This is a genomic window from Paenibacillus sp. JCM 10914, from assembly GCF_001315105.1.
GTDB lineage: Bacteria > Bacillota > Bacilli > Paenibacillales > Paenibacillaceae > Paenibacillus_AQ.
In genome coordinates, this window is sequence record NZ_BAZR01000025.1 from 21,623 (window position 1) to 40,479 (window position 18,857).

Annotated in this window: 18 protein-coding genes and 2 pseudogenes; 15 read left to right on the forward strand and 5 right to left on the reverse strand. The window is 50.2% G+C overall.

What is annotated here, in order from left to right:
* Nucleotides 1-14: 14 nt before the first annotated feature.
* Nucleotides 15-218 (forward strand): HAD family hydrolase, encoded by a 204-nt coding sequence (locus tag JCM10914_RS21385; protein WP_023964549.1) that lies wholly within the window; start codon nucleotides 15-17, stop codon nucleotides 216-218.
* A 276-nt stretch (nucleotides 219-494) separates the two neighbouring features.
* Here the strand turns inward: JCM10914_RS21385 and JCM10914_RS21390 are convergent, their stop codons facing one another.
* On the reverse strand, nucleotides 495-860 hold the full coding sequence (locus JCM10914_RS21390; protein ID WP_023964551.1) for a cupin domain-containing protein: 366 nt from the start codon (nucleotides 858-860) through the stop codon (nucleotides 495-497).
* 130 nt (nucleotides 861-990) lie between these two features.
* Between JCM10914_RS21390 and JCM10914_RS21395 the strand changes: the two genes are divergently transcribed.
* The 8 genes from JCM10914_RS21395 (at nucleotide 991) to JCM10914_RS21425 (ending at nucleotide 8,723) form a co-directional block, all read left to right on the forward strand.
* Nucleotides 991-1,452, forward strand: a complete 462-nt coding sequence (locus JCM10914_RS21395; RefSeq protein ID WP_023964553.1) for an NUDIX domain-containing protein — start codon at nucleotides 991-993, stop codon at nucleotides 1,450-1,452.
* Between the two features lie 38 nt (nucleotides 1,453-1,490).
* Nucleotides 1,491-1,694, forward strand: a complete 204-nt coding sequence (locus JCM10914_RS21400; RefSeq protein ID WP_023964555.1) for a DUF4177 domain-containing protein — start codon at nucleotides 1,491-1,493, stop codon at nucleotides 1,692-1,694.
* A gap of 42 nt (nucleotides 1,695-1,736) precedes the next feature.
* Nucleotides 1,737-2,486, forward strand: a complete 750-nt coding sequence (locus JCM10914_RS21405; RefSeq protein WP_023964557.1) for a DUF3891 family protein — start codon at nucleotides 1,737-1,739, stop codon at nucleotides 2,484-2,486.
* A gap of 107 nt (nucleotides 2,487-2,593) precedes the next feature.
* Nucleotides 2,594-2,770 (forward strand): hypothetical protein, encoded by a 177-nt coding sequence (locus JCM10914_RS29365; protein WP_023964558.1) that lies wholly within the window; start codon nucleotides 2,594-2,596, stop codon nucleotides 2,768-2,770.
* 55 nt (nucleotides 2,771-2,825) lie between these two features.
* A complete protein-coding gene (locus tag JCM10914_RS21410) occupies nucleotides 2,826-3,641 on the forward strand; it encodes a DUF368 domain-containing protein (RefSeq protein ID WP_036719443.1) in 816 nt (271 codons plus the stop codon).
* 104 nt (nucleotides 3,642-3,745) lie between these two features.
* On the forward strand, nucleotides 3,746-5,080 hold the full coding sequence (locus JCM10914_RS21415) for an FAD-dependent oxidoreductase (protein WP_023964561.1): 1,335 nt from the start codon (nucleotides 3,746-3,748) through the stop codon (nucleotides 5,078-5,080).
* 137 nt (nucleotides 5,081-5,217) lie between these two features.
* Nucleotides 5,218-8,352 (forward strand): ATP-binding protein, encoded by a 3,135-nt coding sequence (locus JCM10914_RS21420; RefSeq protein ID WP_023964563.1) that lies wholly within the window; start codon nucleotides 5,218-5,220, stop codon nucleotides 8,350-8,352.
* Nucleotides 8,349-8,723 (forward strand): LytTR family DNA-binding domain-containing protein, encoded by a 375-nt coding sequence (locus tag JCM10914_RS21425; RefSeq protein WP_023964565.1) that lies wholly within the window; start codon nucleotides 8,349-8,351, stop codon nucleotides 8,721-8,723. The genes JCM10914_RS21420 and JCM10914_RS21425 overlap by 4 nt, the downstream gene beginning before the upstream one ends.
* Nucleotides 8,724-8,807: 84 nt before the next feature.
* On the opposite strand, the gene JCM10914_RS21430 is transcribed toward JCM10914_RS21425, so the two are convergent.
* Genes JCM10914_RS21430 through JCM10914_RS21445 form a run of 4 tightly spaced genes read right to left on the reverse strand, consistent with a single transcriptional unit; the run spans nucleotide 8,808 to nucleotide 12,254 of the window.
* A complete protein-coding gene (locus tag JCM10914_RS21430) occupies nucleotides 8,808-9,413 on the reverse strand; it encodes a response regulator transcription factor (RefSeq protein WP_036719445.1) in 606 nt (201 codons plus the stop codon).
* Nucleotides 9,346-10,566 (reverse strand): sensor histidine kinase, encoded by a 1,221-nt coding sequence (locus JCM10914_RS21435; RefSeq protein ID WP_036719447.1) that lies wholly within the window; start codon nucleotides 10,564-10,566, stop codon nucleotides 9,346-9,348. The genes JCM10914_RS21430 and JCM10914_RS21435 overlap by 68 nt, the downstream gene beginning before the upstream one ends.
* Nucleotides 10,567-10,582: 16 nt before the next feature.
* Nucleotides 10,583-11,329, reverse strand: a complete 747-nt coding sequence (locus JCM10914_RS21440; RefSeq protein ID WP_023964571.1) for an ABC transporter permease — start codon at nucleotides 11,327-11,329, stop codon at nucleotides 10,583-10,585.
* 1 nt (nucleotide 11,330) lies between these two features.
* Entirely contained in the window at nucleotides 11,331-12,254 is a 924-nt protein-coding gene (locus tag JCM10914_RS21445) for an ABC transporter ATP-binding protein (protein ID WP_023964575.1), read from the reverse strand.
* A 355-nt stretch (nucleotides 12,255-12,609) separates the two neighbouring features.
* On the opposite strand from JCM10914_RS21445, the gene JCM10914_RS21450 reads away from it, so the two are divergent.
* The 6 genes and pseudogenes from JCM10914_RS21450 to JCM10914_RS21475 all read left to right on the forward strand — a co-directional run bounded on the left by JCM10914_RS21450 (nucleotide 12,610) and on the right by JCM10914_RS21475 (nucleotide 18,848).
* Nucleotides 12,610-13,560 carry an ROK family glucokinase gene (locus tag JCM10914_RS21450; RefSeq protein WP_023964577.1) on the forward strand — a complete coding sequence of 317 codons (951 nt, stop codon included), beginning with the start codon at nucleotides 12,610-12,612 and terminating at the stop codon, nucleotides 13,558-13,560.
* A 37-nt stretch (nucleotides 13,561-13,597) separates the two neighbouring features.
* Nucleotides 13,598-14,506: an RNase adapter RapZ gene (gene rapZ, locus JCM10914_RS21455; protein ID WP_023964579.1), complete on the forward strand. Its 909-nt coding sequence runs from the start codon at nucleotides 13,598-13,600 to the stop codon at nucleotides 14,504-14,506.
* A gap of 57 nt (nucleotides 14,507-14,563) precedes the next feature.
* On the forward strand, nucleotides 14,564-15,505 hold the full coding sequence (gene yvcK, locus JCM10914_RS21460) for a YvcK family protein (protein ID WP_197286866.1): 942 nt from the start codon (nucleotides 14,564-14,566) through the stop codon (nucleotides 15,503-15,505).
* A pseudogene (whiA, locus tag JCM10914_RS21465) lies at nucleotides 15,502-16,437 on the forward strand (DNA-binding protein WhiA). Before yvcK ends, whiA begins: the two are co-directional and overlap by 4 nt.
* 101 nt (nucleotides 16,438-16,538) lie before the next feature.
* The gene (locus JCM10914_RS21470) at nucleotides 16,539-16,808 is read left to right on the forward strand and encodes an HPr family phosphocarrier protein (RefSeq protein ID WP_007133000.1); all 270 of its coding nucleotides are present in this window, start codon (nucleotides 16,539-16,541) and stop codon (nucleotides 16,806-16,808) included.
* A 241-nt stretch (nucleotides 16,809-17,049) separates the two neighbouring features.
* Nucleotides 17,050-18,848 (forward strand): annotated as a pseudogene (locus tag JCM10914_RS21475) (ABC transporter ATP-binding protein).
* Nucleotides 18,849-18,857 lie beyond the last annotated feature (9 nt).

Sequence of the window (18,857 nt, forward strand, 5' to 3'; positions counted from 1 at the left end):
GCAGGAAATTGGTTATGAAATTCGAGGAGGGGTTGAAGCCGCATGAGGTGATCCATATCGGAGATTCATTGTCGAGCGATGTGAGCGGAGCCCAGCGGTTGGGGATTGATGCGATATGGCTTAATCGTTTGGGTAAGCCTGTGCCTGATCACATTCATCCGGACTACATTTGCCGAAATTTGCGCGTGGCGAGTGAGAGGTTGGTTGTCTCCGTATAAAAGGCGCTTCTCTGGATTGGGGCCAATATCGAGCATACCCGTGACGAATAAAGAACCATTCGCTTGCGGAAATCGTTATAGCAATTAAACCAAGGAAGTCTGGCATTTAAACATGTGATCTTACAATACCGATTCAAAGGGAGCGAAGGAATGATGTTGGACGCCTATTTATTTCCCATTTCATATGCCTTTATTTCACGAAGAGAAGAGTGGAACGAAACTCGTCATTGTATAGAAGGGAATAAACAGGCTGGGACAGAAAAGGCAGAGGTAATCTTAGTCCTCAGCCTCAGGCATCTCCGGCTCCAGCCCATTACCTTCAACAACGATGACCGTCATCCCCTCTGACGACCCGGATTCATGCACCTCGCCGCTTGTCCAAAAAGCAGCTTGCCCTGTCTTGATGATTCTTCTAGGTCCGTGATTTGCCGTCACCCATCCTTCCCCACTAACCACGATAAACAATTGGTCTATTGTAGCAGGATGCTCCCCGACCAACCCGTCAGGGCCGATATGCATACAACCGATATGGTGGATCTTCATGCCCTCTTTGCTCATCAGTAATTTGGACATCATGAACTGTTGACTGCCATAGGCAGCAATCGATTTGCCGACTTCCTTGTCAAAGCGGAATAATCTCATAATTCGTTTACCTCCTAGAAAGTTATACGTATTGCGTGAGCGATATGATAGCACATAGCAAGCGTGATCGCTACCCTTTTGGTACAATAGTATTATTAACTTTTATTCTGGAATAAGGGAGTGGTCAATCATGAAACCGATCCGCAACTCGGCCAAGGCTGTCATTATTCAAGATCAACAGATCTTGTTGACTAAGAACGTCGATCATCTGGGTGAGTTCTATCTGTTTCCTGGTGGCGGTCAGGAGAAGGGGGAGACCTTGACGCAGGCTGTGGCCAGAGAATGTCAGGAGGAGATCGGGCGTGCTGTGGAAGTCGGCGATTTATTGCATCTCCGTGAATATATCGGCGCTAACCATGAGTTTGCGCAAGCAGATGGCGATGTACATCAGGTAGAGTTTTATTTTGCATGTCACCTCGCGGACGAGGGCGATCAGTTTCAGGGCCACAATCCCGATGAAATGCAGACGGGCGTGGAGTGGATAGCATTATCTGATCTGGACCAGATTCGGATCTATCCGCATTCACTAGTCAAACCTCTATCTCAAGGCAATGCCTTAGAGAAGATTTGCTATGTGGGAGATACGAACTGATGTCTAAATAGATATCCATTCTTGGGGGAGGAACATACGTGGATCAATGGGAATACAAGACGCTGAAATATGCAACGGGTGGATTTTTGGGCGGCAAAGTAAATGAGCACGCATTCGAAGAGTTGCTAAATAGCTACGGCATCGAGGGTTGGGAGCTCGTCTCCTGCTTTGACACCAATTCTGTTCAAGGTCAGTCCCGCGAAATCATTGCCGTTCTCAAGCGAAGAGCTTATCTTGGGTAATCCGATCAGGGCTTGTATCATACAGAAGGGATGGATAGTTACATGATTATTCGAGAAACGACAGATGCCTTTATTATGACTACTCAAGATGATCACGGCCGCTTCTCTGGCGAAATCGCTCGGGGATTCAGGCCGTCCTTGTTTATGGATGAATCGGTATTGGATGAGGTTCTATTAGCCATTGCCGAGCATGACCGGGCATGGCTGCGTATGGACGACACACCGATCTGGAATGATCGGAGTGGCACGCCGTATACTTTTATCGACTATCCCGTACTGCCCAAACTGCTAATGTACAGCAAGGGCGTGGATGAGATCGAGGCGATGAGTCCGTATGCAGCCTATTTGTGCAGCCTTCACTTCGCCTCGTTCATGAAAAATGCGAAGGGAGCGCCATTCGTGGCATTTTATCAGGAGGAGCAACAGCGACAGGAGCGATTACGAAGAGCCCACGAGTTCCCTGCGGATGATATCGTTCAGAGACAGTTCGGGCTGCTGCAGCTGTGCGACGACATTTCGCTCTATGTTAGTATGAATGAACCAGGCGCGACCAAAGAGCAGGAGCATCTGTGGTTTCGGAATGGATTCGCCATGTCGATTGAAGGTGAGAAGGTCGTTGCGCAATGGATAAGCGAGGATGAAATTCGCCTGTCTCCGGTTCTGTTTGATCAGTCCTGGTCTGCTTCGGTGAGATGGAAGCAGGTGCTTAAGAAGGAGATACAACAAGAGGGACTGGCTCAAGCGTTTGCGGCAGCACCTTGGACCGAGCAAACGGTCATTTTTGTTTCATAGTGTCGTTCCCTGGGTGGGATCTGCGTGCTGTGTGGAAATATGGTATGATCATTCACAGAGTCATGCACAGAAATAATGGTAGAAATGTTGAGGATTGAGGACAAACCATGAGAAAAAAAGAATTTCTAATTGTTGCACTGTTGAATTTTTTGGCTGCAGTCGCCTTTTTGGTTGTTGTCGTTATTACAGACCGAAGCTCCTGGCAGTGGGGATTTAGTGTCGTAGCGCTGTTGTTCGCAATTGGCGGAGTAGGCAATCTAGTGTTGCATTCAAAAAATAAATAACGCCGCTGCAGGCTGCGACAAACCACATCGCTAAATCAGGAGGACTTTATTGAAAATGGAATGGAGAAATTTATACCGAGGGGTATTAATGGGGATCAGTGACTTGATTCCTGGAATTAGTGGCGGCACGATTGCCGTTGTACTAGGCATATATGATCGATTGCTAGAAGCCATCAGCGGCTTCTTCAGCCGAGAGTGGAAGAAGCATATCGGATTTCTCATACCGCTTGCAGTGGGTATTGGATCGGCGTTATTGCTGTTAAGTCGTGTGATTGAGTTCTTGCTGGAGAACTATTACGCGCCGACCCAGTTCTTTTTTACGGGATTGATTCTTGGTGTGCTGCCGTTTATTCTGCGTAAGGCTGAGGCAAGAAGGACCTTCAAAGCGGGCCATGTGGTGCTGCTGCTCGTGGCAGCGGGGTTGCTGGCTTCTACGGCATTTTTGGCAACGGACTCAGGGGCCGCGCCGATTACCGAACTAACGCTTGCCTCCGGCATTCGTTTATTCCTGTCAGGCTGGTTGGCGAGTATGGCCATGCTATTGCCGGGGATTAGCGGTTCGTTTGTACTGTTGATCCTAGGGGCGTATACGACGGCGATTGCCGCTCTATCCAATCTGAACATTGGCATTATTGCGGTTATCGGGGCAGGCGTCATGATCGGATTCGTGGTGAGCAGCCGCTTTATCCGTTATTTGCTGGACAGGTTCCCTGTGATTACGTATGCCGCCAGTACGGGGTTAATTCTAGGGTCGATAGCGGTGGTTTACCCGGGACTTCCATCGGAATCAGGCATGACAGCAATCAGTGCCGTGACATTCCTTGTGGGGCTGGTCGTGGCAGTACTGATGGGAAGACAAGATACGACATAAGTCGAGTCAGGGAGCGGGAGCTTCCTGACTTTTTTGTATGTCTTTACAATTCAGCCTATGAATGTGATAATATTCACAAATAAATTTGATTGGGAGAAGATGCCATGCATACATCTATTCTGGTTCTTGGTGGCGGGCCGGCTGGGATTGAGGCCGCGCTTACCGCAGCTTCTTATCATGACCGTGTGACATTGGTAACAGAGGGTACCGTTGGGGATTGGAAGCATACAACGACAGCGACCTGGCTTAGTTGTCTATCCGAATGGCCTAGAGATCCACCGCCCGGACAATCGGCTCTGCTTGATATGATCAAGCGTGCTGAACGTGTACAGCGTCGCTGGATGAGAGCATCTGCGGAGCAGCTGGCAGCGGCCAATGTAACGGTTATTACGGGCAGAGCATTCTTCACCTCGCCTTGTTCCGTACATGTTCAGCAGCATCAGGCAGCCGGTGGTATTGATATTCAAGCTGATCGGATTATCATCGCCGTAGGTTCCAGGCCTGTGTTTCCTGAGCGGCTTCGGCCTGATGGAAGCACGGTATTCTCTTTTCATACACTGGATCAGATGAACACATTACCCGAGACGATACTGGTCATAGGGGAGGGTCCTATCGGGTTCGAAGCGGTCCATTTGTTCTCAAGGCTTGGCTCCAAAGTTCGATGGCTGGTGCAGCCCGAAGGACCGAAGTGCTGGTTCGATCCAGCCATTGATCGTTATCTAGTGGAGTTATATCGCAGTAATGGTGTTACTATCCATCCTGGCGTTTGGAGTGATATGGATAGAACGAAAAACTCCGTTATCGTATCTGGCGGGGGAGCTGAATACAAGGCCGCGCTGGCGTTTGTGACCGCGGGATTTACTTCGAATGTGGACCAGCTAAACCTGGGCACGGCGGGGTTGACGTTTAATTGTTATGGCTCGCTTGATGGAAATGCCTTCGGTCAAACGACGGCGGAGCATATCTACGTTGCCGGTGATGCACAGCGCTCCATGGCCGGCGTTTATGCTACGGGTTGTGCGCGAGTCGCCGCGCTTCATGCCGTAGGCAGAACTCCTGATCCACTTGATATGAGCTGTTTGCCGGTTACTTTTCACGATAGTCCGCAAGTCGGCACTGTTGGAATAGTGGATGCCGCCGCTGCACCAGGCATTCACTGTATCGTAAGGGAGTTTAGCCAGCGCAATTTTAAAGCTGAGGTGCGGGAGGACTCTTCAGGTTTTGTGAAGATCGTGTGGAATGATGAGGGTGTAATTATTGGAGGAACCGTGGTTGGTGCTCAAGCGAAGGAACTGATTACCACGCTGGCGATTATGGTGAAGATGAAGTCGCGGCTCGTCGATTTTGATTCCTTTCCTGCTGCTCATCCCAGTATGAATGAAACGCTCCTGCATGCAATCCATTACGCTTCTGATCTGTACACCAACCGTGGGGTATAAAAAAATCAACTAGCTTGTCATGGCAGAAGGGGATATATCCTACACAACCGAATAGTTAAAGAATGAAACTTTAACACGGGTCACCAAAATCCGATGATAAAGATATTCATTACTTCTAGTAGATAAGTAGGTAAGTCATGTTAAAGAAACGTCGTGTTATCATCATCGGATTGACACTGGTTATTCTTCTCCCTTTATGGTTTATGTTCCGCTCCATTCTCTTCTCCGGCGAACAGCCGCAAGCTGTTCAGGGTAGGCTGGATCTGAAGGAATGGGATTTCTCGCAGGACGGTGCCGTTGAACTTAACGGAGAATGGGAGTTTTATCGAGGGCAGTTACTGACGAGCGAGGAACTTCAAGAAAATGTTAATGCCAATGAGAGGCCCTCTGCGAGCATGGTTGCTGTTCCAGGCAAATGGAACTCGTATATTGCTGCTAATGGTGAATCCAAAGCGCAAGGCATTGGTACCTATCGCCTCGTCGTCTCGCTAAGAGATGGCGAAGGGGTTTATGGTGTTCATACGGGGAATATCCGAACGGCGCATCGACTGTTTATTCAAGGACAAGAGGTTGGGGCAAGCGGTTCTCCAGGCGTTTCTGCGGAAGTCAGTCGTCCCGATAACGTACCGTATTTCGGTTTTGTTCAATTACCGGGCGGCGATGTGGAGATTATGGTCCAGGTATCCAATTTTGTCTACTCTTCCGGAGGGATCTTCACCCCGATTCTGTTCGGGGATAAGCAAGCTATCATGAAGAGCCGGGAGGCTGCTCTATTCTTGGATGCGATGACATTGGCCGGATTCCTGATTCCGGCGATGTACTTCCTATTACTGTACCGGATGCAGCGACATGAGCGTTCGTTGTGGTATCTCGGGCTCTTCTGTCTGGCTGCGATGGTCTATGTGCTGACGCATGGACAGAAGCTGTTGGCCGTCGTCTGGCCCGATTTGCCTTATGAGTGGTTTATACGGATTCAAATGATCTTCTCGGCCTTTACGTATTATTATCTTCTGCGTTACATCACGTCTGCCATACATGGCGCGGTACATCGGTGGGCGCTAAACCTAAGTCTGGCAGCAACCATAATCGCGGTTGTATGTACGTTATTACTACCCACGGTGGTCTTCTCGCAATTAGAGCCGATCATCTATTTATTCTCCCTGTTCATCGTCATTTACGTGATTACCGTCATGGTCAAAGCGATCTGGCAGCCGTCTGAAGATAAAGCGTTCATGTTCGTCAGCGTATTAAGCATTGTCATGATCATCGTCGTTCAGATATTGAGCTTGATGGGAGTATATGACGGTCTGATTATCATGCCGTTAGAAATGTTAATGTTCGTTGTAACGCAGGCGCTGCTCTTGGCACAGCGGTTCTCCAGGGCGTTCGACGAGGTGGATCAGCTATCCAGGAAGCTGCTGACGTTAGACGGGTTGAAGGATGAGTTCATGGCGAACACCTCCCATGAACTGCGGACACCGCTGCATGGCATCGTTAATATGGCCCAATCGCTGCTTGAGGGAGCATCGGGCAAGCTTAACGGTAAGCAGGCAAAAGAATTGTCGATCATGGTATCAACGGGCAGGCGCTTATCTACACTAGTGAATGATATTCTCGATTTTGGCAAGCTGAAGAACGGGGAGATTGAGCTTAGAAGGCAACCGGTTAATCTTCAGGCAGTCACGACGTCCGTGCTGGAGGTCGTATCGCATCTAACGGTTGGCAAGCCCATTGATCTGAAGCTTAATTGGCCGGAGAGTCTGCCTTGGCTGGATACGGATGAGGATCGATTGAGGCAAATTCTATATAATCTGCTTGGTAATTCAGTGAAGTTTACCGAACAAGGGACCATTGAGGTCCAGGCTGCCCCTACGGCGGATGGGTTCGTCCAAGTATCCGTTAAGGATACGGGTATCGGGATAGCCCGGGAGCGACTCACGGACATATTTCAATCGTATGATCAGATTGGATATACCTCAGATCGCGAATACAGTGGTATGGGTATCGGTCTTAGCATTACACGGAAGCTGGTGGAATTAGGCGGAGGTACAATCTGGGCAGAGTCTACGCTTGGCATAGGCTCCATCTTTCATTTTACCTTACCGCAGAGCGCCGCTGTTCCTCCCCTGAAATCCGGTTTCGACGAGCAGGAAGGGTCAACCCTCGTGGCCGTGACGGCTGAGGATTGGCGACCAGCGGCGAAAGGGATCGAAGCAACAGAACCAACGGGAACGGGAGCGACGGTTCTGTTGGTAGATGATGATCCGGTGAACCTGCATGTACTGCGAAGCTTGCTCGCTCTAGAGAATTATCGTTTAATCACAGTAGATAACGGACAAGAGGCGTTGAAGTATATCCGTTCAGGACAAGGGATTGATCTAGTCATTACGGATTGGATGATGCCTGGCATGACCGGATTGCAATTGTGCAGATCGGTGAGAGAACAGTATACGCTCTTTGAGCTGCCGGTATTGATGCTGACAGCCCGCAGTTTGCCGGAAGATGTACGCACGGGGCTGCAGGCTGGAGCGAATGATTTCTTGAGAAAACCGGTGGAAGCAGATGAACTGCGAGCGAGGGTCCGCAATTTACTGGAGCTCCGCCGATCGGTTCGGCTCGCGATATCCTCCGAGATGGCATTCCTGCAAGCGCAAATCAAGCCTCATTTTATGTTCAACGCTCTGAACACGATTATTGCGGTGTTGTACACGGATCCCGATAAAGCCACACAGCTTCTGATCGAACTCAGTCACTATCTGCGTGGCAGCTTCGACTTCCAGAATCGGGATCAACTGGTTACATTGGATAAAGAGCTGGCTCTGGTTCGCTCTTATATTTTCCTGGAGCAGGCCCGGTTTGAGGATCGTCTAAAGGTAGAATATGATGTGAGAGCACCCTTGCACTATGCGGTGCCACCCCTTAGCATTCAGCCGATCGTGGAGAATGCGGTACGCCATGGCGTTACCAAGCGAATATCCGGCGGTACCGTGCAAGTGGTGATTGATGTGCTTGAAGATGAGCGCGAGCTCAGCGTCATGATCTCGGACAATGGGATCGGTATGAGTTCGGAGCGGATTCAATCCTTGCTTGCCGGTAAGCAGCAGGAGAGCGGTGTCGGTCTGAGAAATATTAACTCCAGGCTCTTGACGCTCTATGGCAAGGGATTGCGGATTGAGAGTGAGCCTGAGCAAGGGACTCGGGTTTGTTTTCGGGCACCGTTCATCTCGCGTGATGAGGCCGCAAGGGTACAGGAGAAGGGGGACGAATCATGAAGGCGATTGTCATCGACGATGAGAATCCGGCATTGATGCAGATGCAGCGACTGATTCATCGGGATGGACGGCTAGAGATCGCAGGAGCTTATACGCAAGCACAGGATGCTCTCGATCAATGGGCATCATGTGAAGCAGATATTGTGTTTTTGGACATCGAGATGCCTGGCATGAACGGGCTGGAAGCCGGAAAAAGACTACAGCAGCTAGACCCTGACGTCCATATCGTCTATGTAACCGCGTATAATGACCATATCCTGGCATCCGTTCACGAAGGTGATGTCTATTTATTAAAGCCTGTGGACCCACAACGATTTCAACAGACCGTTACCGTACTTCAGCGTCGCATCGCACATAAGAAACCGAATTAAATATATTGAGCGCATAGAACCCCTGACACTTCTCACAGTGCAGGGGTTCTATTCTTGAGTTCTTATTTTGATGAGAAATTCCCTTTAGATCCAGCCTTTCTCTTCGGCCATGGAGATTGCCTCTATCCGGTTCTTGGCCTGCAGTTTGCCCAGAATCTCAGACATGTAGTTACGGACAGTGCCGTAGGATAAGTGCAACTGCGCTGCAATATCATTAGAGCTGTTCCCGTCTGCGGCCAACCGCAGTACTTCCCGTTCGCGCTCGGTCAGTGGATTCGCATTGCGCACCGTACCGAAGACAAGCTCGGGCGAGACCTCTCGCCGCCCCTCCATTACTCGGCGGATCGCCTCGGCCAGACGCTCGCTAGGCTCATCCTTCAGGAGGTAACCTTGAACGCCAGCTTCCACGGCACGCTCGAAGTATCCGGGTCTGGCGAAGGTGGTGAGGATCATGACTCGACAAGGATATCCGCGACGTCTGATTTCCTCAGCGACATCCAGGCCGCTGCGTGCAGGCATTTCGATGTCGAGCAGGCATACGTCCGGCTGATGCTGTGCAATGAGGGTCAGGGCTTCATCCCCATCACCGGCTTGCCCGATGACGTCGATATCATCTTCGAAATCAAGCAAGGAAGCCAGTGCTCCGCGAAGCATTCGCTGATCCTCTGCGATCAGCACCTTGATGCTCATGTGAATCGTCCCCCTTCTGATTCTTGATGATGATCGGCACCCGGATCGTAAGGATGGTCCCCTGGTCTGCTTTCACTTCCACGGTTCCTCCGATCAAGGAGAGTCTCTCAATCATTCCTTGCAGACCGTTACTGTTCGTCTCCTGCTCATCATCGCAGGACGGATTGCTGCCGGTGATACCGATTCCGTTGTCGGCCACCATGATCCGCCATTCATTGCCCATGGTCTCGATCGAAATCCAGCATTTCGTTGCCTGACTGTGCTTCACCACATTCGTAACCGCCTCACGAAGGCAGAGACTGAGAATGTTGTGGGCCAGATCCGATATGCCAACCAGCTTCGCATGAACGTCACCATGAAACTCAATATCAGCATTCTCCAAGATTAACCGGGCTTCCTGTAATTCTTGGGGTAGCGTGGCGGTCCGCATATCGGATACGAGCTCACGTACCTGACGCAGCGCGGCACGGGATGTATTCTGGATCTCGCGAGCTTCCATCTGGGCTTTCTGCGGGTCTTTGGCCGCCAGCTTCTCTACCAACTGGCTCTTGAGCGTAATAAGGGACAGCGTATGTCCGAGTGTGTCGTGCAGATCCCTCGCGATGCGCATTCGCTCCTCGCCTTTAATGAGGTTGCGAATCTGCTCGTTAGCTTGCGCAAGTTCCTGCTCGAGCCGCTGTCGTCTGCTGAGAGAACGGAACCCGGCAGGAGACAGCAGCATAATCAGGAAGAATGGAAGCATGATCAAGAGATCCATCGAGGCCAAGGATGGGGCATGATAGGCAAGCGGGATGGCCTCGACGAAGAAGAATATGATCATGGCTGCCCTAAATCGGCGTTTGTCCGAGTACCAGCCAATAAAGTTGGCCGAGAAGAAGCCCATGTACATATAGGTCGGGTGATACCAGACGGACAGGATGAAGATAATGGCCAATTGCACGATCAGCCAGTACATGAAATTTTTTTTGCCTTCCAGAAAGTAGAGCTGTCGATAAGTGACCAGAAACAGCGCGAGCAAAGAAAAGCCCACCCACTGCATCCAGCCGTCTGCGCGGAACATATTGAAGATGGGCATCAACATGTAAATTAGCCACATATATGGGAAGAAGCCCATATATCGTGGGAAAATCTCAAAATCACGAAGACGCTTCATCCCATCACCCATTCCTTTAATCAGCTTGTTGTTTTTTTCGGATATAGGTGGATATTAACATAAATACGGTCAAATAGGTCGTCAAAATGACGAAATTGTCCAGGCCCGGCGCTTCGCCGCGCACGATGGCCCATGCGCCGCCGCCGAAATGGTACGATGGCATCCATTCCCCAATGGCTTGCATAAATGAAGGCATGATCTCGAGCGGGAACCACATTCCGCCTGTGATGGCCAGTGCCAGGTATATCCCGTTGCTAACGCCGCTTGCGGTGTCCACCCGTTTCATGGAACCAATGAGCGTACCAATCGCCAGGAAAGGAACGGAAGCGATAAGAATCCATAATCCGCTAAACAACCATTGCCAGAAGGTGAGAGATACACCGTTAATCAGGTAGCCGGCGACAAAGATGACGATGATGCAAAGCAAGTGCATGACGGTCTGTACGAACATTTTACCGAAGAAAAAAATGCTGCCGGGAAGCGGTGTGACCCGCATGTAGATGGCCCATCCTTGTACCCGTTCTTGAACGAGGCGAATGCCGAGCGACATGATGGCGGTGCCCATCACGCTAAAGGAGGTCATCGACATCAAGTAGTGAGCCTGCCATTGTCCTGCATCCGCCTGGCCGGTATCCACAACGCGAGTGAAGATGAAATAGAACATAATCGGCATGGCCAGCGACCAGAAGATATAGTATGGGTTACGCACCATGCGAAGCAGTTCCATCCGGCATTGCAGCGTAATGAGTTTCCATGTAGACATATTAGACAGCCTCCTCTTGATTCATCGTCAACTGATCGAACGCTTCATCCAGGCTTCCTTGTTCGATACGAATATCCCGAACCGCCAGGCCCGCACGGAACAATGCAGCCAGCGCGGTATCTGTGTCGTCGGTGACGGCATACAGACGTCCGCTTTGCTCGTGTACATCGGAAACGCCGGGTACTTCAAGCAGCAGTTGCTGTACTTCATGGTGATCCGCGTCCACGATAAAGGATAAGGATCTGCGAGTAAGCTTCGACTTGATGGCATAGGGCGTGCCGTCCGCGGCAACTTGCCCGTTGTGGAAGAGAATGATGCGGTCCGCCATGTCATCGGCTTCCTGCAGGTAGTGGGTGGTGAATAGAATGGTCTTGCCCTGATCCGCAAGCTGGCGTACCGTCTGCCAGAACAATCGTCTGGCGGTCGTGTCAAGCCCGACCGTGGGCTCGTCGAAGAAGAGCAGTTCCGGGTTGCCCGCAATGGCAAGTGCGAAGCTGAGTTTGCGCTTCTGGCCACCGGACATTTTGACCGCCCACTTATTCAGTTCTTCTGCGCTGAGTCCGCTTAAGTTCGCGATTTCATCCAGCGTCAGCGGGTTCGGATAATAGCCACGGATCAGATTAATAATTTCCCGCGTCTTCAGGCTGTCCATGACGCTCACTTCCTGCAGCATCGCCCCGATTCTTTCCCGGACCTTCAAGTCCTTCGGGTTCTGGCCGAATAGCTCCACAACTCCCTCGTTCGCATCCTTCAGTCCGAGCATCATGGAGATGGCCGTTGATTTGCCGGCCCCGTTAGGTCCGAGAATGGCGGTAATAGAACCTTTTTCAATCGTGAAGGAAACTTGGTTAACGGCTATTTTATTTCCGAATCTCTTGGTTACTTGCTTGAGTGCGACAATCGGTTCACCCGATACGTTCGACATGGTAAGCACCTCCGTAGTGTTGTTCTCATGTATTCATCATACTGGGAGGGGAGGAGGCTCGTTAGTAAAGGATGTCATCGATTCGAGGTGACTTTTGTCATGTTGGAGGAGGGGCAAAATGAATAAGTGACGCATGCAACATTTTCCGAAGCCGACTGTAGACGGTGTTATTTTTTATGGAACGAGGTTATGAGGCAAGTTGTAACCGGACTTAATGGGAATAAAATGATGAAAAAACGGCGGTAGTAAGGACTTTTTTGTCTCCGCCCCTTCTCTTGACCAGAACAGAGGCTTCAATTATAGTTGGTACAGTAGGAGCAATCTATAATATAGAAGGAAAAAGGTGGCTTGTAACATGTCTGAGAACATCTACGTCGGTGTCGATCTGGGCGGAACAGCGATTAAAGTTGGAATATGCAATGAAGAAGGGCATCTTCTGCAGAAGTATGAAGGGCCGACGGAAACCGCCAAGGGCGTTGACACGGTAATTGACAACATTGAGAAATATGTGCGTCATATTGTAGAAGAATCGCCATACAGTTGGGATCAACTTGCTGGTGTAGGCGCTGGATTTGCCGGCTTCACGAACATTCGTGAAGGCATTATCATTCTGGCACCGAATGTAGGATTTAAGGATGTACCGATTCGCGCATTGCTTGAAGAGCGTCTCGGCAAGCCCGTCAAAATAGACAATGACGCCAATGTTGCTGCTCTGGGCGAAGCGTGGAGCGGCGCAGGTCGCGGCGTTGAGAATTGCGTATGCTATACGCTTGGAACGGGCGTTGGCGGAGGTATTATTGTAAACGGTAAAATTTATCAAGGCTTTGGCGGTATGGCCGGGGAGCTTGGTCATATCTCGGTCGTGCCTGATCTGGAAGCGATTCAATGCGGTTGTGGCAAAATGGGCTGCCTGGAATCGGTCTCCTCGGCAACCGGCATTATCCGCATGGCGAAGGATGCCGTGGAGCGCGGCGAACGCACCTCGCTCGCGCAGGTGGAGCATATTGCTGCGAAAGAAGTATTCGATGCGGCGAAAGCCGGAGACGAGGTTTCCATTCGGATCGTGAAGCGTGCCGCGTTCTATCTTGGTAAATCGATGGCCGCTGTAGCAGCCGTATTGAATCCGGAATCTTTCATTATCGGCGGCGGCGTATCCAAAGCCGGAGATATTCTGTTTGACGAGATTCGCGACGTGTTCGCGAAGCTGGCGCCTGAGCCGCTGCAGCGCGGCGTTCGCATCGTAGCTGCTGAGCTTGGCAACGATGCCGGTGTTGTTGGGGCCGCTGGACTTCATTTACGATCCTAATCATTTCGTACACAACTTATATAGGGAGGGAAAGCTGATGCTGGAAGCAGCCGACCGCGGCAGCAACACATCATCCATGGCCACCCTGATCATCATTACCGGGATGTCGGGAGCGGGTAAGACTTTGGCCGTACAAAGTCTGGAGGATCTAGGATTTTTCTGCGTAGATAACCTGCCCCCTGTGCTCATCCCCAAATTTGCGGAGCTGATCGATCAGTCGAAGGGTAAGATCGGCAAGGTTGCATTGGTCATCGACCTGCGTGGCCGCGAATTTTTCACTGCTTTATCGGAATCATTGAATTATATTAAAGATCATTTTACCATTCGTTGTGAGATTTTATTCCTGGATGCAACCGACTCGGTACTCGTTCAGCGTTATAAGGAGAGCCGACGTCGTCATCCGCTCGCTCCGGAAGGCATGCCGCTCGACGGCATCCGCTTGGAACGCAAAATGCTGGATGAACTCAAAAATTCGGCCACGCAGGTAATTGATACAAGTAATATGAAGCCAGTGATCTTGAAGGAGAAGATTATCTCTCGCTTTACGCATCTGGAGAGCAGTGCCTTATCGGTGAACATTACGTCGTTCGGATTCAAATATGGCATACCGATCGATGCGGATCTTGTATTCGATGTGCGTTTTTTGCCAAATCCCCATTATATCGAGCATCTACGGCCTAATACGGGTCAAGATAGCGATGTGTATGAATACGTGATGAAATGGCCGGAGACGCAGGCGTTCCTAACTAAGCTGCTGGATATGCTGCATTTCTTGATCCCGCAGTATCGCAAGGAAGGAAAGAGCCAAGTCATCATCGGAATCGGTTGTACCGGCGGCAAGCATCGTTCGGTCGCAATATCCGAATATCTCGGCAAAATGCTCGGTGTAAGCGAAACCGAGGCAGTGACCGTGAGTCACCGGGATTCGGAGCGGGATCGGCATTAACTAAGGGAAGTGATAAATGTGGCTGTGCAAGTTAGGAAGCGCCCCCGCATTGTGGTGATGGGTGGAGGAACCGGGCTATCTGTTATGCTGCGGGGCCTCAAGGAGAAGCCTCTCGATATTACAGCCATCGTAACCGTTGCGGATGACGGTGGAAGCTCAGGTATTCTGCGCAGTGAATTGCAGATGCCGCCTCCGGGAGATATCCGGAATGTACTTACTGCACTTGCGGATGTCGAGCCGCTATTGTCAGATATATTGAAATACCGCTTCAAATCAGGCTCGGGACTAGCCGGGCACAGCCTCGGCAACTTGATCCTGGCTGCTATGACGGATCTGCATGGAGATTTTGTCACGGCGGTCAAGGAGATGAGCCGAGTTTTTGTTGTTCGCGGCCAAGTATTGCCGGCAGCGGGCGAAGCAGTAGTTCTGCATGCAGAGATGGAAGACGGCAGCATCGTCACCGGGGAATCCAAGATTCCGGAAGCCGGGCAGCGCATCAAGCGAATCTTCCTGGAGCCGGAGCATGTGGAGCCATTGCCTGAAGCACTGGCGGCTATTCAGGAAGCGGATGCGATCCTGATTGGTCCGGGCAGTCTGTACACCAGCATTTTACCTAACTTGCTCGTCCCCAAGCTTGCCGAAGCGATTGTGTCCTCCGAAGCGATCAAGCTGTTTGTGTGCAACGTCATGACCCAGCCGGGTGAAACCGATAATTATACGGTGAGTGACCATTTGCAAGCCGTTTATGATCATATTGGTCTTCATCTATTCGATTATGTTATTGTTAATGATGGAGAGATTCCACCACAGGTTCAGGATAAATATGCGCAGAAGGGCGCGAAGCCCGTGCATCTGGACCGGGAAGAGGTTACCAGCAGAGGATATAAACTCATTGCGGATAAGCTTGTGCTATTTCGAACATACTTGCGGCATGACGCCGATAAGTTGAGTAATCATATTTTTCAGCTGGTGCAGGATTGGATTACACGAAAGGGGTGAGTACCTTGTCCTTTGCGGCACAGACGAAGAAAGAACTGACGATGGTTGAGAGCCAGAGCTGCTGTGAGAGAGCCGAACTATCCGCTTTAATTCGCATGAATGGCTCCGTTTCGCTCTCAAACAAAAAGGTGATCCTGGATATTTCGACGGAAAATGCCGCGATTGCAAGACGTATTTATTCCTTAATTAAGAAGCATTTCCAGGCACATACCGAACTTCTCGTGCGTAAAAAAATGCGTTTGAAGAAGAATAACGTATATATCGTTCGCATACCCGCTCAGGTGCAGGAGATTCTAAAAGAGCTGTGCATCGTCTCTGAAGGGTTCTTGTTTCAGTCTCGGATCGATGAGCGAATCGTCAGCAAAAACTGCTGCAAACGTGCTTATCTGCGCGGAGCTTCATGGCCGGCGGTTCCGTGAATAACCCGGAGTTCTTCTTATCATCTTGAGATCGCCTCGATGTATGAAGAGCATTGCCAATCGCTTGTAGAGCTGGCTAATGAATTTCACCTGAATGCCCGCTGCATTGAGCGGAAGAAAGGCTTCATCTTCTACATCAAGGAAGGCGAGAAGATTATCGAGTTTCTGAATCTGATCGGTGCACATCAGGCGTTGTTCAAGTTCGAGGATGTTCGCATTATGCGCGACATGCGCAATTCGGTTAACCGCATCGTGAATTGCGAGACCGCGAATTTGAACAAGACGATCGGTGCTGCCGTTCGCCAGATTGAGAACATCAAGCTATTGCAGAAGGAAATGGGGCTGGACAATCTGCCGGATAAGCTGCGAGAAGTCGCAGAAATCAGACTAGCTCATCCGGATATGAATTTGAAGGAAGTTGGAGAGATGCTGAAAGGTACCGTCAGCAAATCCGGCGTAAACCACCGACTGCGTAAAATTGACGAATTGGCCGAAAAGATTCGCAATGCATAAGTTTTTTTTCTTCTAGTGTCCTGTATGGTAAAATGGTATAATATTATAAAATGTCACCGCGCTTTCAATGCAGCAGATTTATTAGATAGGGGGTAATTTTCATGACAAAGCACCCGGTAGTCGTTCGGTTAAAGACGGGTCTTCACGCTAGACCGGCCGCGCTGTTCGTTCAGGAAGCGAATAAATACTCATCCGAAATTTTTGTTGAAAAAGATGATAAAAAAGTGAATGCCAAGAGTATCATGGGAATTATGAGCCTTGCCATCAGTTCTGGGACGGAAGTTCACATTAGCGCTGAGGGAGCGGACGCTGAGCAAGCGGTTACTTCTCTCGTTAATTTGGTGAGCAAAGAGGAACTGGAGAACCAATAATTGTATTCATGACCGTGATTTCAGGTTAAGAAAAGTCTTGTATTTGCAAGGCTTTTTTTACTATGACTTCTCTTGGAACCTCGAAGGATTTATCGTACATAAGAATGAGAGAAGGGGTGGAGAAATCCGCCTCTTTTTTATATTGTTTTATGAAAGTAAGCCGTCGTTTAACTTCAGTTTAACTTGTTGATTTATTCTTTCCTTACAGACAATAAAATTGGAGGGAAGGGAAGAAAAAACGATGAGTGTAACGAATAATACTTCTATACAATCGATACCGCAGGAAGAACCTGCTGAGAACAAGAAAGCAAGCGCCCATGCCTTCTTCCGCCTATTAAAGGAAACCAAACCACCGATGCTATTGCTGGTCGGAGCTATCCTTCTGAATGTCGTATCAACCCTGGTGGGACTGGTCATTCCGATGTTTACCAAGAGCCTGGTGGATGGCTTCTCCTTAACCGATATGAACCGCACGCATATCATCGGGCTTGGGATCGCGTTTGTGGTGCAGACGATCGCCGCGGGGATCTCGATCTACTTGTTGAGTTACACAGGACAGAAGATGGTGGCCGCACTGCGGAATCGGTTGTGGAAAAAGCTGCTGGTGCTGCCGGTCCAATATTTCGATCATAACCGATCGGGGGAAACGGTGAGCCGGATGACGAACGATACCGGCGTGATAAAAGGGTTGGTTTCAGACCATGCCGCCGGTTTTGCCAGCGGGATCGTGTCGATTGTCGGCTCCATCGGCGTGCTGCTATATCTGAACTGGAAGATGACGCTGACCATGTTCATCGTGATCCCGATGGCGGCGCTGATTCTTGTGCCGCTGGGCAAGAAGATGTACAAAATATCGCTTGGCATGCAAGACGAAACGGCTTCGTTTACGGCAAATATCAGTCAGGTGCTGTCGGAGATCCGTTTGGTTAAAGCCTCTAACGCGGAGAGCAGAGAATATAAGAATGGCAACAAAGGCATTACCAACCTGCTGAATTTCGGCATTAAGGAAGGGCTCGTATCCGCTTGGATCGCTCCGCTGATGTCCTTTGTGCTGATGATGCTGCTGGTGGTTGTGATCGGGTATGGCGGGCTTCAGGTGTCAACGGGAGCACTTACAGCGGGTGAATTGGTTGCGTTTATTCTGTACCTGATTCAGATTGTGATGCCAATGACGCAGTTAACGACGTTTTTACCCAGTTTCAGAAGGCAAAAGGAGCAACCGAGCGAATATTGGAAACACTGGATGCAGAGGAAGAACTCATCTCGTCCGGTGCTGATGTGGTGAATGCGAATCAGCGGTTGTCGATCGAGAATCTTTCGTTTGGTTACAAACCGGATGAGCCGGTATTGCAGGATGTCAGCTTTCAGATGGAGCCGGGAACGGTCACGGCCGTGGTTGGACCGAGTGGTGGTGGCAAAACAACGCTGTTCTCCATGCTCGAGCGCTTCTATCTTCCGCAGAAAGGTCAGATTCGACTAGGCAAAGCGGTCATTGATACGTTCTCCTTACGTTCCTGGCGCGGATTGATCGGATATGTATCGCAGGAAAGTCCCATGATCGCGGGCACGGTTCGCGAAAACATATGTTATGGGATGGACAGGGAAGTGAGCGAAGCGGAAATTCGAAGAGCGGCTGAAATGGCTTATGCGGACAGGTTTATCGACGAGCTGCCGAGCGGCTTTGATACGGATGTGGGCGAACGCGGCGTGAAACTCTCGGGCGGGCAACGGCAGCGGATTGCGATTGCCAGAGCACTGCTTCGGAATCCTAAGATTCTGATGCTGGACGAAGCCACCTCCAGTCTGGATAGCCGTTCGGAGATCGAAGTGCAGAAGGCGCTCAAGAACCTCATGGCTGGACGAACCACGATTATTATTGCACACCGGTTATCCACGGTTGTGGGTGCCGACCAGATTGTTTTTATAGAGAAAGGCACGGTCACCGGTCGGGGGACACATGACGAATTGATCAGGGAGCATGCGATGTACAGAGAATTTGCCGTTCAGCAGCTACAGATGAATGATGCGATCGAGGCCTAAAGCTAGCTT

Coding starts and splice junctions, on each gene's coding strand:
- JCM10914_RS21445 (WP_023964575.1), bottom strand. CDS start 12,254: ATGTCGAACGTATCGGGTGAACCGATTGTCGCACTCAAGCAAGTAACC.
- JCM10914_RS21405 (WP_023964557.1), top strand. CDS start 1,737: ATGATTATTCGAGAAACGACAGATGCCTTTATTATGACTACTCAAGAT.
- JCM10914_RS21435 (WP_036719447.1), bottom strand. CDS start 10,566: ATGAAGCGTCTTCGTGATTTTGAGATTTTCCCACGATATATGGGCTTC.
- JCM10914_RS21440 (WP_023964571.1), bottom strand. CDS start 11,329: ATGTCTACATGGAAACTCATTACGCTGCAATGCCGGATGGAACTGCTT.
- JCM10914_RS21410 (WP_036719443.1), top strand. CDS start 2,826: ATGGAATGGAGAAATTTATACCGAGGGGTATTAATGGGGATCAGTGAC.
- JCM10914_RS21395 (WP_023964553.1), top strand. CDS start 991: ATGAAACCGATCCGCAACTCGGCCAAGGCTGTCATTATTCAAGATCAA.
- rapZ (WP_023964579.1), top strand. CDS start 13,598: ATGCTGGAAGCAGCCGACCGCGGCAGCAACACATCATCCATGGCCACC.
- JCM10914_RS21385 (WP_023964549.1), top strand. CDS start 15: ATGAAATTCGAGGAGGGGTTGAAGCCGCATGAGGTGATCCATATCGGA.
- JCM10914_RS21425 (WP_023964565.1), top strand. CDS start 8,349: ATGAAGGCGATTGTCATCGACGATGAGAATCCGGCATTGATGCAGATG.
- yvcK (WP_197286866.1), top strand. CDS start 14,564: ATGGGTGGAGGAACCGGGCTATCTGTTATGCTGCGGGGCCTCAAGGAG.
- JCM10914_RS21390 (WP_023964551.1), bottom strand. CDS start 860: ATGAGATTATTCCGCTTTGACAAGGAAGTCGGCAAATCGATTGCTGCC.
- JCM10914_RS29365 (WP_023964558.1), top strand. CDS start 2,594: ATGAGAAAAAAAGAATTTCTAATTGTTGCACTGTTGAATTTTTTGGCT.
- JCM10914_RS21450 (WP_023964577.1), top strand. CDS start 12,610: ATGTCTGAGAACATCTACGTCGGTGTCGATCTGGGCGGAACAGCGATT.
- JCM10914_RS21415 (WP_023964561.1), top strand. CDS start 3,746: ATGCATACATCTATTCTGGTTCTTGGTGGCGGGCCGGCTGGGATTGAG.
- JCM10914_RS21420 (WP_023964563.1), top strand. CDS start 5,218: ATGTTAAAGAAACGTCGTGTTATCATCATCGGATTGACACTGGTTATT.
- JCM10914_RS21430 (WP_036719445.1), bottom strand. CDS start 9,413: ATGAGCATCAAGGTGCTGATCGCAGAGGATCAGCGAATGCTTCGCGGA.
- JCM10914_RS21470 (WP_007133000.1), top strand. CDS start 16,539: ATGACAAAGCACCCGGTAGTCGTTCGGTTAAAGACGGGTCTTCACGCT.